15 protein-coding genes are annotated in these 14,206 nt (G+C 30.7%); 6 read left to right on the forward strand and 9 right to left on the reverse strand.

Going from position 1 to position 14,206, the window contains the following annotated elements; translation table 11 throughout:
- Positions 1 to 63: 63 nt before the first annotated feature.
- From LQ189_RS10845 to LQ189_RS10870, 6 genes are read left to right on the forward strand one after another with little or no spacing between them, the layout of a single operon-like run.
- Positions 64 to 474, forward strand: coding sequence for a prepilin-type N-terminal cleavage/methylation domain-containing protein (locus LQ189_RS10845; protein ID WP_230156735.1), 411 nt, complete (start codon positions 64 to 66; stop codon positions 472 to 474).
- Positions 474 to 962, forward strand: coding sequence for a general secretion pathway protein (locus LQ189_RS10850; RefSeq protein ID WP_230156747.1), 489 nt, complete (start codon positions 474 to 476; stop codon positions 960 to 962). Before LQ189_RS10845 ends, LQ189_RS10850 begins: the two co-directional genes overlap by 1 nt.
- A 2-nt stretch (positions 963 to 964) precedes the next feature.
- Complete coding sequence (locus LQ189_RS10855; protein WP_230156753.1) at positions 965 to 2,368, forward strand: GspE/PulE family protein; 1,404 nt, start codon at positions 965 to 967, stop codon at positions 2,366 to 2,368.
- A gap of 37 nt (positions 2,369 to 2,405) precedes the next feature.
- Positions 2,406 to 4,547, forward strand: coding sequence for a type II secretion system protein GspD (locus LQ189_RS10860; protein WP_230156755.1), 2,142 nt, complete (start codon positions 2,406 to 2,408; stop codon positions 4,545 to 4,547).
- Complete coding sequence (locus LQ189_RS10865; protein WP_230156757.1) at positions 4,547 to 5,746, forward strand: general secretion pathway protein; 1,200 nt, start codon at positions 4,547 to 4,549, stop codon at positions 5,744 to 5,746. Before LQ189_RS10860 ends, LQ189_RS10865 begins: the two co-directional genes overlap by 1 nt.
- Before the next feature lies 1 nt (position 5,747).
- Positions 5,748 to 6,266, forward strand: coding sequence for a general secretion pathway protein (locus LQ189_RS10870; protein WP_230156759.1), 519 nt, complete (start codon positions 5,748 to 5,750; stop codon positions 6,264 to 6,266).
- A gap of 282 nt (positions 6,267 to 6,548) precedes the next feature.
- Here LQ189_RS10870 and LQ189_RS10875 read toward each other — a convergent pair whose 3' ends face one another.
- From LQ189_RS10875 to xseA, 9 genes are all read right to left on the reverse strand, one after another.
- The gene (locus tag LQ189_RS10875) at positions 6,549 to 6,962 is read right to left on the reverse strand and encodes a hypothetical protein (RefSeq protein WP_230156761.1); all 414 of its coding nucleotides are present in this window, start codon (positions 6,960 to 6,962) and stop codon (positions 6,549 to 6,551) included.
- 357 nt (positions 6,963 to 7,319) lie between these two features.
- Positions 7,320 to 7,514, reverse strand: coding sequence for a hypothetical protein (locus tag LQ189_RS10880; RefSeq protein WP_230156763.1), 195 nt, complete (start codon positions 7,512 to 7,514; stop codon positions 7,320 to 7,322).
- A gap of 5 nt (positions 7,515 to 7,519) precedes the next feature.
- Complete coding sequence (locus tag LQ189_RS10885; protein ID WP_230156765.1) at positions 7,520 to 8,470, reverse strand: relaxase/mobilization nuclease domain-containing protein; 951 nt, start codon at positions 8,468 to 8,470, stop codon at positions 7,520 to 7,522.
- A gap of 1 nt (position 8,471) precedes the next feature.
- Positions 8,472 to 8,810: a plasmid mobilization relaxosome protein MobC gene (gene mobC / locus LQ189_RS10890; protein WP_230156767.1), complete on the reverse strand. Its 339-nt coding sequence runs from the start codon at positions 8,808 to 8,810 to the stop codon at positions 8,472 to 8,474.
- Between the two features lie 425 nt (positions 8,811 to 9,235).
- Positions 9,236 to 9,745 (reverse strand): hypothetical protein, encoded by a 510-nt coding sequence (locus tag LQ189_RS10895; RefSeq protein WP_230156769.1) that lies wholly within the window; start codon positions 9,743 to 9,745, stop codon positions 9,236 to 9,238.
- On the reverse strand, positions 9,742 to 10,500 hold the full coding sequence (locus LQ189_RS10900) for a hypothetical protein (RefSeq protein WP_230156771.1): 759 nt from the start codon (positions 10,498 to 10,500) through the stop codon (positions 9,742 to 9,744). The genes LQ189_RS10895 and LQ189_RS10900 overlap by 4 nt, the downstream gene beginning before the upstream one ends.
- A gap of 1,196 nt (positions 10,501 to 11,696) precedes the next feature.
- Entirely contained in the window at positions 11,697 to 12,332 is a 636-nt protein-coding gene (locus LQ189_RS10905) for an SOS response-associated peptidase (protein WP_230156773.1), read from the reverse strand.
- An 18-nt stretch (positions 12,333 to 12,350) separates the two neighbouring features.
- Positions 12,351 to 12,548 carry an exodeoxyribonuclease VII small subunit gene (gene xseB / locus LQ189_RS10910; RefSeq protein WP_230156775.1) on the reverse strand — a complete coding sequence of 66 codons (198 nt, stop codon included), beginning with the start codon at positions 12,546 to 12,548 and terminating at the stop codon, positions 12,351 to 12,353.
- 1 nt (position 12,549) lies between these two features.
- Positions 12,550 to 13,962: an exodeoxyribonuclease VII large subunit gene (gene xseA, locus LQ189_RS10915; RefSeq protein WP_230156777.1), complete on the reverse strand. Its 1,413-nt coding sequence runs from the start codon at positions 13,960 to 13,962 to the stop codon at positions 12,550 to 12,552.
- Positions 13,963 to 14,206 lie beyond the last annotated feature (244 nt).

Consider the following 14,206-nt stretch of genomic DNA (forward strand, 5'->3'; position numbering starts at 1 on the left):
AACTAATTTTTACTTTATTTTAAAACTATTTCGTGTATATTTGTAAACCAATTCGCTGTTAAAATGAACACTACATCAAAAAACAAAATACCATCCTTCAACCTACAAGAAATGCTAATCGTGTTGGCTATCATAGGTATCTTATTGCTTATTGCATTACCTAACTTGATGCCACTGATTACCAAAGCTAAAAGTGTAGAAGCCCAAGTACAACTCAAAGCAATTTACAATGCGGAGAAACAATATTTTTTCATGTATTCAAAATACAGCCAAAACCTGACAGAAATTGACTTTGAAATTCCCAAAACTGTCAAAGAAAATGGTAGTGCCAATTACACTTATGAAATTATTCAAGCTACTACTAACGAATTCAAAGTAAGAGCCACAGCCTTGACAGATTTTAATGGCAATGGAGTTTTTAATGTATGGGAAATCGATCAAAATGGAACTCCAAAACAAACTACTAGCGACTAATGATGCTACTGCTATTACTAACGCTAACATGGGTCACCCTTGCATTAATTACCATACAAGATTACAAAGATAGAAGTGTCTACTGGTTTTTATATGGGTTAGTTGGGTTGTTGGTATTTGGAATTCAATTGATTCAAAACCCTATTTACTCGGCACTTTTTAACAGCTTAAGCAATCTTATTTTTATTAGTATCTTGCTGCTTTTTGCCGCTCTGTATTCTAAAATTCGGTTCAAAAAACGATTAATTAATGAGTCCTTAGGTCTTGGAGACATCCTTTTCTTTATTGCCATTTCTTTTGCTTTTGCTCCTATTTCATTTCTTATTCTTTTTGTTTTTTCATTGCTATTTTCCTTAGTCCTTCATTTATTCCTAAATCATAAAAAAAAAGCAGCAACAGTTCCGTTAGCAGGTCATATGGCGTTGTTTTTTGGAATCGTATATGCGGTGCTCTTTTTTACTAAGGATTATTCCGTATATGCTTATTAATTATGATTGATTTCAACCTCCCCTTTTCTATACAACAACTGGTCACTCCAGAACAAGCTTTTCATTACCGAATTATTCCTTTTGCGCTCCAACAAGGAGTTACTGTACTAAAAACGGATCATCCTGAATTGCATCAACTGCAAATGGAATTGACAATTTTATGGAACACCCCTATTGAAATAGTATTTGATACGACCGAGAACATCAATCGTTATTTGAGTACGAATTACAGGCAAACCCAATCCGAAAGTATCACCGAAATCCATTATACTACTGATTTTTTGGAGAAAATCGTTATTAATGCAAAGGAAATTGGGAGCAGTGACATCCATTTTGAGCCTTATGAAAAAAATGCAAGGGTGAGATTTAGGCTAGATGGAAAACTGAAAGAACAGTTTAATATTGCTTTTGATGAATACCCTATTCTTATTAATAAAATCAAAATTCGAGCACAACTGGATATATCTGAAAAAAGATTACCACAAGATGGCCGAATAACCATACAAACTAACACGGAAGATTTTGATATTCGTGTCTCTATACTCCCCACTTTACATGGAGAGAAGGTGGTGCTACGTATCCTAAGCAAGGATACCAGTCATATAGACATCAATGCATTAGGTTTTACAGAAAATGAATTAACACTGTACCAAGAAAACATACGAAAACCAAACGGTATTATTTTAATTTCAGGACCAACGGGTTCAGGGAAAACGACGACTTTGTATGCTACCTTAAAAAAGCTAAACCTTCCTAATACCAATATACTTACAGTTGAAGACCCCATTGAATATACACTCGAAGGCATCAACCAAGTGCAGCTAAGAGAAAATATAGGACTTGACTTTGCTGCCACCTTGAGGACTTTTTTAAGACAAGATCCTGATATTATAATGGTGGGTGAAATTAGAGACGTTAATACCGCCAATATGGCCATTCGAGCCGCTCTTACTGGGCATTTAGTACTCTCTACCATACACACAAATTCTGCTTGGGCAACTGTATCAAGATTAATTGATATGGGCATACCCCCTTTTCTAATTGCTAGTACACTGAATATAAGTGTTGCTCAGCGATTGATTCGTAAACTATGTGATTATTGTAAAGTTGAAAATGTTATTGATAATAATTTATTCCCGATAGGTTTTAAAGTACCAACTACCCTAACTAAACATCACCGAGCAGTCGGATGTGATCGATGTTATCATACTGGATATTCAGGTAGAAAGGCTATCTATGAACTACTACCTATTGACGTTATTTTATCCGAGAAAATAAAAAACAATCAACTTTCTATTGACAGCTACTTAGACGAAAATAAAATCAATACCCTTAAAAGCAATGCTATTCAATTAATCCAAGAAGGAACTACTTCTGTAGAAGAAGTTTTTTCCTTACTATTATAATTTCATTTATATTCGCCAATAGAACCAACATATTCTTATGAAAAAAATACTTTCTTTATTATTACTTTTATCTACCCAATTATTCTTGGGACAAGAGAATAGAATTCAACAAATTAAAAACAACATTGAAGCTATAAGCACCTCTGAACCGGGGCTTTCAGAAAAAATAAACATTAATATTAAAGAAGCTTCCTTAGCTAGTTTTTTAATAGCCGTAGCAGAAGTACACAAACTCAATATAAGTGTTGCCCCTAACCTAGCCCAAATTAATATTGTTAATAATTTTACTGATGTAAACGTAGGAGATTTATTGGTATTCTTAGCCAAAGAATACAATCTGTCAATAGACTTCTCAGGAACTATATTGGCTATAAAAAGTTATGAGAAACCAATTGAAAGAGAAATTCCTAAAACTATTGAAGTTAGTTACAACAACGATTTGCTTTCCTTAAATGTAAAAGAAGATAAATTATATGATGTTTTTAAAAGAATAACCGAGGTCAGCAATAAAAATCTTGTTTTTACCCCAGGTCTAGAAAACAAGTTACTCACTTCATTTATAATTAATATGCCATTTGATGCTGCGCTAGACAAATTAGCTTTGGCAAGTAATCTTAATGTTACAAAGTCAAAAGATAATTTTTATGTTTTTGAAAGCTTTGATTCTGTGAGTGCTAATGATAACGGGATGGGTAAAACCAAAACAAACAAAAATAGAAAAGGCAACTTCTTCTTTAACGTCCTTGATGCTGAAAAAAAACTATTAGAAGTTGATTTTGAAAATATGCCAATTGCAAATGTGATTTTTGATATCGGTAATGCACTAGATATTGACCTCTTCCTTTCAAGTCCTATGAATAATATTGGTATTGCTACAGTGAAATCAAAAAGCATCACTTTTGATCAGTTGCTAAATAAACTTTTTGAAATTAAACAAGAAACAAAACAAATACCCAACAATCAGCAAAACCAATTTAATCCAACAGAAAACAACAGTTCAACACCTACTGAAGGCTACACCTATAAAAGAAATGGAAATATGTATTTTTTTGGCACCAAAAACCAGTTGGTGGTAAGAAATATCAAAACGATACCATTAATGCATCGTTCAATCGACATTTTAGGGGACCCCTCAAAAGAAGGAAGAAGTGCCGGTAGAATAGCAAACACAAATAACTTTTCAAATTTTAATTCTAACAATAATAGAACTAATAATGATTCGCAACAACAACAAAACAATAATTTTAATTCACCAGAGGAATCTAGCACAAATTCAAGTTCCAAAAGCTCTGAATCTATTTTAACAATAGTTCCTGCTGAAATTACCAAGGAACTGGATATAAAAGTTGATAAAGAATTAAATAGCTTTGTTGTTTCAGGACCTGCTATTAATATTGAAAGATTTGAAAATTTTATTAAATACATTGATAAACCAGTCCCAGTTATCCTAATTGAAGTTATGTTATTAGAGATTAACAAAAATACAACTATAGAGACTGGGATTAATGCCGGAATTGGTGATAAGCCCCGCACAACAGCAGGAACTGTTTATCCTTCAGCCGATATAAATTTAGGAGCACAAACTATTAATAAAATTATAGACGGTTTTAACGGTTTTGGTTCTTTGAATATTGGAAAAGTAGTTCCTAACTTTTATTTAAGCTTAAAAGCGATGGAAAGTAACGGGAATTTAAAAATACGCTCGTCCCCGAGATTATCAACCTTAAATGGACACAAAGCGTTTCTTTCAATTGGCGAAACTACTTACTATGTGGTAACCAATCAAAGTTTTTATGGATCTCAAATACCACAAGCTTCTGAAATAAAAAATTACCAGCCTATAGATGCTGAATTATCTGTTACCATAATGCCTTTAGTATCTGGTGATGGCCAAATTACTATGGATATTAAAGTTATCCAATCTAGCTTCAACGGTCAAAAAGTAGACAAAGATGCACCTCCAGGAATAAATTCAAGAGAATTCACCTCTATTATAAGAGTAAAAGATCAAGATATAATAGTATTGGGAGGTCTTGAAGAATCGGTTAAAAATGACTCCGGGAGTGGTGTTCCTCTACTTTCTAGAATTCCAATTCTAAAATGGTTATTTAGCTCTAGAAAAAAAGAAGAATCAAAGAAAAAACTATCCGTTTTAATAAAGCCAATAGTAATTTACTAATGAAAATACCAAAAATAGATACTTTATTAATGGGGAATCAATACATCAGTATTGAGCATTATACTTGTAATAATGTAAACAAAATTGCACTTGTAGCGGTAAAGAAAACGAAAGAAGGATTACTAATCGAAAAAAAAGATAAAGTTCATTACAAAGGAGAGATTGCTGAAAAATGGGACAAATCTCTACCCTATTTTTTAGTTCTAAATACCAATCAAGTCCTCCAAAAAGAAGTACTCTATACCGATCCCTCGGATGAAAAATTAATAAACAAGGCTTTCCCAAATACTAATTGGGAAACTTTCTATTACGAAATATGGAGATTAAAATCCAAAACTATTGTAGCCATAACCCGTAAAAATTACTTAGACGAGTTAATTCAAGAATACAAAAACCAGCAAATTAATATAACAAGTATTAGTCTTGGAACTTGTGCTATAGCTGATTTAAAAAAGTATTCCACTTATGATGAATTACACACAAATCATCAAATTATAACTATTAACGAGCATGATACTACAATAAATTCATCTCTAGAAGAATTACCCCAGGTAAACTATGCTATTAACGATCTTGCAATTCCAAATGCGCAACTGCTAGCTTTTTCTGGGATTATTAGATTAGTATCTAATTTTACATCTAACTCGGGATCAATCATTACACTAAGTAACTTAAAAAAAGAAGAATACCTTCAACAGCGTTTTTTTTCAAAAGGTTCAAAAATAATACTAGGAGCGTTGCTTATCGTTCTACTTATAAATTTTCTTTGCTTTTCACATTATTATAAAGCCTCTCAAGAAGCAACAGAAAAAATTGCCATGCATAAAGTGGATCTTCAAAACTTAGCTTCCATAAAAGAAAGAGTTAAACTTAAAGAGAGTATCGTTCAAAATGTTTTCTTGAAAAAAGGGTCTCAAAGTAGTTTTTATTGTAATGCTATAGCCCAAATTATCCCCTCTTCCATTCTCTTATCTGAAATAGAACTTAATCCACTTGAAAAAAAGGTGAAAAATGAAGAATCTATTATATACACTGACAAAACAATTCTAATCAATGGGATCACTAAAGACAATACTGCTTTTACTAATTGGATTGAAACCATCGAAAAAAAGTATTGGACTTCAAAGGTGGTTATCACCCACTTTGGAAAGAATGAAAACAACGAAACCGAATTTGGTGTAAAAATCAACCTGAAGTAATATGACTTTTAATCGAAAAAATAAAATACTACTATTGGGTTTTGGAGTAGCACTTTATCTTTGCTATTCCTTTGCTATTAGTAATACCATAACTTATTATAAAGATCTTAAATCTAAAGAAGAAATTATCGAAAATTCGATCCAACTCCCAACACTCATACCTCAATTAAAGTACAAAGAAAAACAATTGGACAAGTATTTAAACGCTCATGAAATCAAAACAAAAGCTTCTTTTCAAAATGAGTTATTAAAACAGTTAACCCTTTACACCAATCAGAATCATGTTAAGATAACCGATTTCAAAGCTCCACACCAAGTTATCAACAAAACCAATAATACAACAACCAGTTATATTTTTTCACTCGAAGGCACCTTTTCTAATTGTCTAAAAACGATCAATACTCTAGAAAACAAACCAGAATTAGGTGTTGTCAAACATTTACAATTTGTCAAGAAAAAAAATTATAAGACCAATAAAGAGGAACTTTATGTTGAAGTAATTCTACAAAAAAATAATTAAAGACAAATTTAAAAACGTTGAATAAGAATAAAATAATATTACGTTTCATTTAATTTACTCATTGAACTTGCCTTAATACTATCATAAAAATCAGTAGATGGCTTAATAGCTTTGTTGTCAGAAGGACGTCCTGTGCATTTCATTATTAATTGCACAGGAATGACTACTGATAATGCTAAAAAATGTTCTTTTTCCTATATTACTTTCAATTAAAGATCATTTAGGCCAAACTGTATCAAATCTTTCATTTTCATTTTTTCTTTACTTATCATCTTATTTTCCCTACGGATTTTTCAATAGATTCTTAAATAAATTGTCATATGCTGTTTGCGAGATATAATTTTCATCTGAAGATTCTACGTAAAATATGTGCTCGAAATATAAACCAAAAAAGTAAAATAATACCTTACTCATTTCCCCTTTAATAGTAAAATCAAGCAAGTTTTTTAAGATTTCGGTGTGACTAATTAATGAGCTCTCATTGTTCATCGGTAAATTGTTTTCAATAGTATAGGTGAATGACATAGTGCTCATAAACAATTCATTTTTAATGATAGAATCAAAAATGAGTTGCCTTTTGACTTCAGACAATTCTGTAATAAAGTATTGAACTTTCGTTTTAAAGTAGTCGCTACTATCTATAGAAGTCTCATGAATTTTATTAACAGCTTCAATAAAATTTTCAGATAATTTCAAATTCTCTGAATTAAAATTCGGGGACTCAAATTTTTCAAATAACAATAAATTTACGAAAGGGACGAAAACATATAATTTTTCATCTCGGCGAGCGGTGTTTTTTTTCTTTTTCATAGTGTACAAAAAATGCGTGAAGCAATAGTCAACTGTCAAAGAGGTACTCGGAAACCCAACAACCAGAAGACTACGCCCACGCAAGTATTTTGCACAGGCGAAAGTCTATCAATTTTGGTTGTTAAAGAAGATTCCGAGTTTTCTTTGACCAAATCAATAGCTTACGCGATTAATAATATTTTTCTAAGTGTAAAATTAGATTTTTATTTCAAAACATTTTTATTGTATTTTTAAAATTATATGCTACTTATAGGAACACTTTTTAAATTTTCTTAATAAATACTCGACAGCTTCAGCATCTGAAAGTATTTTTATCTTTTTAGTTGCTGTTTTGGTCTTATTCACCAATTCAGATTGCACACCAAGCATAGCAAATAAACGAGATTTCTCTTTCTCGTTTAATGCTTCTATAACTTGATATGCGGTTTCTGCTAACATGAAGTTTATGGTTTAAGACCTTTCTTGAGTTTGCTTTCTATCTTTTTTCCAATAGTTTGATTAACTTCTTGTCGATGATTACTTGATTGTCGATGCTTATTCTCGTCGCATTTTGTATCTGTGTTTTCAACTCCAATTGCATTTTCTTTACTTGCTCTAATTCCAGCATCAATTTCTGGAACAGTAGAATGGTCTCTGATTTGTTCATAATTATTAAGTTTAGATTTTATATTTTGCCAAGATATTTTTTTGTGTACATCACTTCCTTTATAAGGTATCTCTTTATACAGAAAAGATATACCTGAAATGTACCCGGTGCTACTTTGATTTAATTTGGTATCTACTCCTCTTTCTTTTAATTTCTTGATAAATAACTCAAGATTGATATTCGCATTCAGAGTTTCAAAAATGATATTTTGCAACTCTAATCTTGCAGGAACGTCTCCAGTTCTCAAGCATTTTTCTATTTCACCTTTACTGAGAACATTGCTTTCTTCCTTAAGTATAAGTTTAGTTAAATTATATTTTAGTTCTAATTTGCGAACCAGTGCCTCACTCCGTTTGTAATTTTGAGAATCGCTAACCACATTTCCATCATATTTAACCCTATTTGCCACAACATGCGTGTGCAATAAATCCGTATCCCGATGTAAGAAAATTACATACTGATTGTCATCAAAACCCATACCCTCTAAAAAATCACGGTTTAAGCTTGCAAAATCTTCATTAGAAAGTTTTTCTGAGTCAGAATAAGGCAAATTCAAACTTACATGATATACCGCTCTGGAAAGGTTGGGTTTCAACTGCCTAATAACATTAAACTCTTTGGTTTGTTTTACCACTGAATGTGCCGATAAATTAGAATCTAAAACAATAGCCTCTCCTCTATCAACCTTCTTTTGACTGTATAACAAGACCCCATAAAAATCTTTTCCGATGATTTGCTTGGCTATCATACTAATCCAACAATTGATTTTTAATCGTATTTAACTTTTCTTTTAAATTCAATAAATCCTCTTCTAAACCTTTCAAATTTGGATTGCCTTGATTCGCTAGTTTGGCCATTTGGTTAATATTATTACCTATCCGAGAAAGTTCAATTAGGTAATCTCTATTTAGACCAAGCATAGAAAATTTAGGTAACTGTTTTTTCAAAGACCTAATTCGTATAAATTGAGTAACTGAAAGACCATAAGATCTAGAAAATTCTTCAATTTGAAGTTGCTCATCAAGAGTAAATCTGATATTGATTTGGAACATTTTTAAATCTTGAATATGTTTCTTTGGTCTTGTCATAGCAATTCAATTTTAGGATAAATGAAAACTCATTTGTTCGTTTACCTGATGACAAATCTATAAGGGTAATTGCTAGCAAAAAAGATTTACCGTAATCAAAAAAACGATACGGTAAATTTGATTCCAATTAATTTGAAGATAATTTGAAGAGTAATACACTAAGATTTAAACTTTTCAAAAAATAAAAAAACGATTAAATTTTAGAGAAAAAGCATCATTTAAAAATAGGGCTCTGCCAGATTACAAATTAAACGGGGTGTGGGGTGTAACCCTGCCAAGCCATTCGACCAAAGGGAGGTTTTTGCTATCAAAAACATGGCTTGCTTCGTGACAACCTATAATTTTAGTTTGGCCTTAAGGGGAAAAAAATAAGCATAAAAAAAACCTTCACTTTTGATGAAGGTTAGACCTATTTACTTTTTAGATTAGCAATCATCACTGATCATTTTGGTATAGGTTTCCTTTAAAGTTTCCTCAGCTTCTTTTACTTCAAAAAAATGAAAAGGTGTTTTCAAAATTTCAGAAATAGCATCTTTATAATGTCGTTTTTTATACGCCATATCTTTGCCATTAAAATATTTACAAGGATTTTTTGGATGTACTTTTTGAGGAGTATCGAGAACGTTTTTTTCTTTGTTTCTTATTTCAAACCGTAAAGCTGCTTTATTTTCATATTTCTTTAAATCAGTAAAATCATATGAAAGTCTATCATAAAAATCTTCTTCTAAAACCACAATTAAAGCTTTTCTTCTTGATAGATAATATTTTAAATCTAACTCAATGCAATTAAAAATAGATTTATCTTTAACTAAATGGTCGTGTAATAGTTTTAATTGTTCAGACGTAAAAACTACTCCTTTAATTTTAATTGAAATAACCAAAATTTGATCACTATTCAAGTAATCGAATACTTCTTTTAAATTAGCTTTTATCATCTTTTAGGCCCTCCTCTTCTTTTACCTTTGTTTAAATTTTGATCTAACGAAACAATCTCTTTGATAGCTTGTTTTAAATTTAGCTCCCGTTTAAAAATTAAATGCATTTTTTGACAAGCGATACTTCCTAATAAAAAATAATCCCGCATGTTTAAATCCTGTTTTTCAATATGTTTTTTAATAAAAAACGCAAGTAAAACCGCTTCGTAATTTTCTATTGGCTCCTTTATAGCGTCCATTTTTTTATACATTAAATCCCAAAATTCACCTCTACTTTGTGTTGATTTAATAGGTTGTTTAACAATAGAGCTACCCATAATTTTAGAAAATGATTCTAAAAAATACCTACCATATTCCCATTGTCGTACATTTAATTGATCAATTAATGCCTCTTGAGTAAACTCTTTAATCTCTGGATATTTAAAAAAATCTCCTAATCTATAGGGTTTAGAAAGTAATGTATTGAACCATTCTTTTTTAAAGTCTGATAAATTATCTAAGAGTATTAATCCGAAGTTAATGGTGATTTTAAAATAACGATTTGAATCTAAATTGAAGTTTTTTGGATCTGTTCCCGGTAGTTGTTCCAAGTAGTTACCATGTAATTCAATCGAAAATGAAAGTGCAAGCAGAGACTTAAAATCTTGCTCCGAAAAGGACACAAACTCAATATTGACAAGCTTTTCCTTTAGTTCATCATATATTACATATTCTGATTTTAGTGGTGAAAGAACCTCAAATTCATTTAATATCATATTGTTGATTATTTAAGTTTAAAACAAAAAAAAGCTGAATTTATTTAAATAAAAAATATAATTTTTAAAAATATTGATGTATTTTAAGAAATATCCCATATGTAATATTCAAGACAATAATATTCCGAATTAGAATATTTGGTAGTGTATTCATTGATTAGTTTTCACATTAATTAATTCTAACATTTAATAGTTCTAACATTTAGTAGTTCTAACATTTAATAGTTCTAACATTTAATAGTTCTAACATTTAATAGTTCTAACATTTAGTAGTTCTAACATTTAGTAATTCTAACATTTATTAATTAATTAGTTTATTAATTAGTTTTTAATTAATTTATTAATTAGTTTTTAATTAATTTATTAATTAGTTTTTAATTAATTTATTAATTAGTTTTTAATTAATTTATTAATTAGTTTATTAATTAGTTTTTAATTAATTTATTAATTAGTTTTTAATTAATTTATTAATTAGTTTTTAATTAATTTATTAATTAGTTTTTAATTAATTTATTAATTAGTTTTTAATTAATTTATTAATTAGTTTTTAATTAATTTATTAATTAGTTTATTAATTAGTTTTTAATTAATTTATTAATTAGTTTATTAATTAGTTTTTAATTAATTAATAAACTAGTTTGCATCTTGTTTTCTAATAAATACAAGAGTGGATTTGTGTTTTTAAATTTTTATTGATTATAAAGAAAGATAAAATAGAGTAATATTTATCTCTTATTATGGGATGAAAAATATGGGGTTTAAGATCAAGAATTGAATACTTTTTCTATATAGACAAGAGTTCTAACAAAATATTTATTCTTAGCATATCTGAAAGCTATTCTGAAACCTGATTACAGTATCCTTCTTTTTACTTTTTTAAAAACTTGACTATCGTAAAGGCATCCATTCCAGAGCATTTAATTCTTTTATTGAACCCAAAATAAAACAATTACGTAAAATGAAATTGGAAGTATAGGTACATTTTATGACCTCTTCAAAATTGAAATAATAGCTATTGATTATTGAAATAGATCCGTCAACAGTGATACGTTTCTATTTTATCTGTAAAGTCAATTTTTCTTGATTTCCTATTATTTGCCACATTAGGAATGTCTACTCTAGTTTATCTAATGCGCCTTTTTGTATGAGGTAGAGTAATCGTTCCCTTTTGGGAAAGCATAATGCTTTATTGTTTATTAGAAAAGAGAATTTTGATTCAGGTTTTTAGCCATCAAATTGACTTCATATGGAAATGCGAATGCTTCTATAGGATGATGTTGCAACCATTTTGCTTCGTCTTCTGGTTTTAGTATTACCGGCATGCGTTTTTTGATATTGTGTATTTCTGACATGACTGTGTTGGCTTGGGTGGTAACAATAGCATAGGTGTTTTTGATTTCACCTGTGATTGTATTGGTCCATTGCGCATAAATTCCAGCGAAAGCAAAGAGATCATCATTCCCAATTCCGATTTCAAATTTGTTTTTATTTTTTCCTTTGCTGTCAAGCCTTTGCCATTCATAAAAGCCATTGGCAATCACAAGGCATCGCTTGTTTACGGAGTTTTTGAAGGAAGGTTTTTCGCTGATTGTCTCTATTTTGGCGTTTAAGGTGAATTTTTTAATGTCTTCATCTTGAGCCCACGCTGGTATTAAGCCCCAATTGTAATGCGTAATGATGCTTGGTTTTTCATCAATGATTACTGGAGTTTTGAGATATTCAAAACCATTGGCATGAGTTGCTGGTTTGAATTCTAGTAGATTGTCAATTGTAGCCTTGAACCTACTTTGTACTTCTAAAGCTATTTTAGTTTGTTTGGAATGATAACACATACTCTTCCCTTTAACTTTTTAATTTTCGAGTTCTTTTAAAATTGCATTCACATATTCTGCTGTTGTGGTTAGTTTTAACTTGCAAAATTTAATTAGTGTTGTGGCTCTTTTTACTTTCTCAGAAAGTTCATCAACTGATATTTCGCCTTGTTCTATTTCGGATACGATACTTTGCAATTCTTCAAAAGCGTTTGTATAATTTAGTTCTTCTTCCATTTTATTCTTTGATTTTTGTGATGGTGCTTTCAATCGTTCCGTTAAAAAGCACTGTTTCTATAGTAGTTCCCTCTTGAAGGTGGGTTGTATCTTTGACTGCTTTACCATTATGATAGGTGATACTAAAACCTCTTTTTAACACATTGACAGGATCCATGATTTGGATATTTTTATCTATGTTTCCCAATGCAAGTTCAGCATTTTTAATGTTTTTGATGGATGCCGTTTTTATAGTTTCTTGCAATAATAATACCGCTACTTGTGATTGCCTGATCCTATCGGTCGCAGTTAACTGAGTTTTATGATACAAAGCTTCTAAAACGTTATTGTTGTTTTTAATGATAAATTGGGATTGTTGCTTTATGGCATAGCTCGCATTTTTGATTTTGTTTTCATTGTTGTTAAGTATGGTATTTGTCAAAGAACGAAACAATTTAAGTTCGGATTCCAATGTGGCATTCTCTTCGCTGATCAATCGTCTGGCTTTGTCGATTATTTTGTCCTTTGCTTTTTGAATTGGTACCGAAATATTGTGGAATTTTTGAAGGAGGTACTCCGCAAGTTTTGTTGGTGTTATGGCATTGGTATGCGCGATCATTTCACATACGGTTTCATTGGTAACATGACCAATACCCGTAATGACAGGAATGGGGAATAGTGCAATTGCTTTGGCTAATTCATACTTATTATAACAGGATAGGCCGACATCGCCACCACCGCCTCTTATAATCGCCACTGCATCAAAATGATGGATCACTTTCTTTATTCGCTCTAACTGAGCAACAATACCCGTTACAGCTTTGTCACCTTGTAATATGAATGGAAACAAGAGGTAAAAGAACTTATAATTCCAATTGTTGTTGTCAATTACATTTAAAAAATCACCGTAGCCTTTGCTGGTTTCTACCGAAATAATTGCTAGTCTTTGTGGTAATAAAGGAAGATCTAGCTTTTTGTTTGCATCATAAATTCCTTTTTCTTGTAATTTTTTGATGGTTTGTCGCTTTTCATTCTCTAAATCTCCTAAGGTAAATTGTGGATCAATATCTATAATTTGGAGTGACAGTCCAAAAGCGGGGTCAAAGGAAATTTTAGCCAGAAACAATATTTTAATACCGTCTTTGAGAGGTTCCTGTAAAATTCTTAGAAAGTTGCGATTTATATTTTGGTAATCGTCACGCCACAGGGTTGATTTACATTGTGCGACAATTTTACCATCTACTTTTTCTATAATTTCAGGAAAACAATGCCCTGAATGTCTGTAATGGTTCAGCTTGTTCATTTCCGCTTTAATCCAAAAAGAACTTGAATACCGTTGTTCCAGCGTTTTTTTTATGCTTTTGGTTACTTCCAGCAGCGAAAAAATAGTTTTGTCATTGGTTTTCTCAGGCATTCTGACTTTGGATTTATGCATCAAAGGATGGTTCCTTTTATGTTTTATCAAAGATAAAGTAGTTTTTTAAGATTGTTATAAATGGCTCAAAATGATTTAATAAATTTTTGTGGTGAATGAGTGAATGGGTTGTTCATAATGAGCAGCGTTTCAAACGATACGACTTGTTTATATATAAAAAGCAGGCGTTATTTACAGACAAGCTCTAGTGGGGGAGCCAAATAAAATATCACTAAAACTAGGTATTGCGGCTTAGTTATTATTG

The organism is Flavobacterium sp. CECT 9288 (assembly GCF_918731615.1).
Classification (GTDB): Bacteria; Bacteroidota; Bacteroidia; order Flavobacteriales; family Flavobacteriaceae; genus Flavobacterium.

What these genes read in the sequence shown, in the direction of transcription:
- LQ189_RS10845 (WP_230156735.1), top strand. Translation starts at nt 64, where the DNA reads ATGAACACTACATCAAAAAACAAAATACCATCCTTCAACCTACAAGAA.
- LQ189_RS10870 (WP_230156759.1), top strand. Translation starts at nt 5,748, where the DNA reads ATGACTTTTAATCGAAAAAATAAAATACTACTATTGGGTTTTGGAGTA.
- LQ189_RS10860 (WP_230156755.1), top strand. Translation starts at nt 2,406, where the DNA reads ATGAAAAAAATACTTTCTTTATTATTACTTTTATCTACCCAATTATTC.
- LQ189_RS10850 (WP_230156747.1), top strand. Translation starts at nt 474, where the DNA reads ATGATGCTACTGCTATTACTAACGCTAACATGGGTCACCCTTGCATTA.
- LQ189_RS10900 (WP_230156771.1), bottom strand. Translation starts at nt 10,500, where the DNA reads ATGATATTAAATGAATTTGAGGTTCTTTCACCACTAAAATCAGAATAT.
- xseB (WP_230156775.1), bottom strand. Translation starts at nt 12,548, where the DNA reads ATGGAAGAAGAACTAAATTATACAAACGCTTTTGAAGAATTGCAAAGT.
- LQ189_RS10855 (WP_230156753.1), top strand. Translation starts at nt 965, where the DNA reads ATGATTGATTTCAACCTCCCCTTTTCTATACAACAACTGGTCACTCCA.
- LQ189_RS10905 (WP_230156773.1), bottom strand. Translation starts at nt 12,332, where the DNA reads ATGTGTTATCATTCCAAACAAACTAAAATAGCTTTAGAAGTACAAAGT.
- LQ189_RS10885 (WP_230156765.1), bottom strand. Translation starts at nt 8,470, where the DNA reads ATGATAGCCAAGCAAATCATCGGAAAAGATTTTTATGGGGTCTTGTTA.
- LQ189_RS10865 (WP_230156757.1), top strand. Translation starts at nt 4,547, where the DNA reads ATGAAAATACCAAAAATAGATACTTTATTAATGGGGAATCAATACATC.
- LQ189_RS10880 (WP_230156763.1), bottom strand. Translation starts at nt 7,514, where the DNA reads ATGTTAGCAGAAACCGCATATCAAGTTATAGAAGCATTAAACGAGAAA.
- LQ189_RS10895 (WP_230156769.1), bottom strand. Translation starts at nt 9,745, where the DNA reads ATGATAAAAGCTAATTTAAAAGAAGTATTCGATTACTTGAATAGTGAT.
- xseA (WP_230156777.1), bottom strand. Translation starts at nt 13,962, where the DNA reads ATGCATAAATCCAAAGTCAGAATGCCTGAGAAAACCAATGACAAAACT.
- mobC (WP_230156767.1), bottom strand. Translation starts at nt 8,810, where the DNA reads ATGACAAGACCAAAGAAACATATTCAAGATTTAAAAATGTTCCAAATC.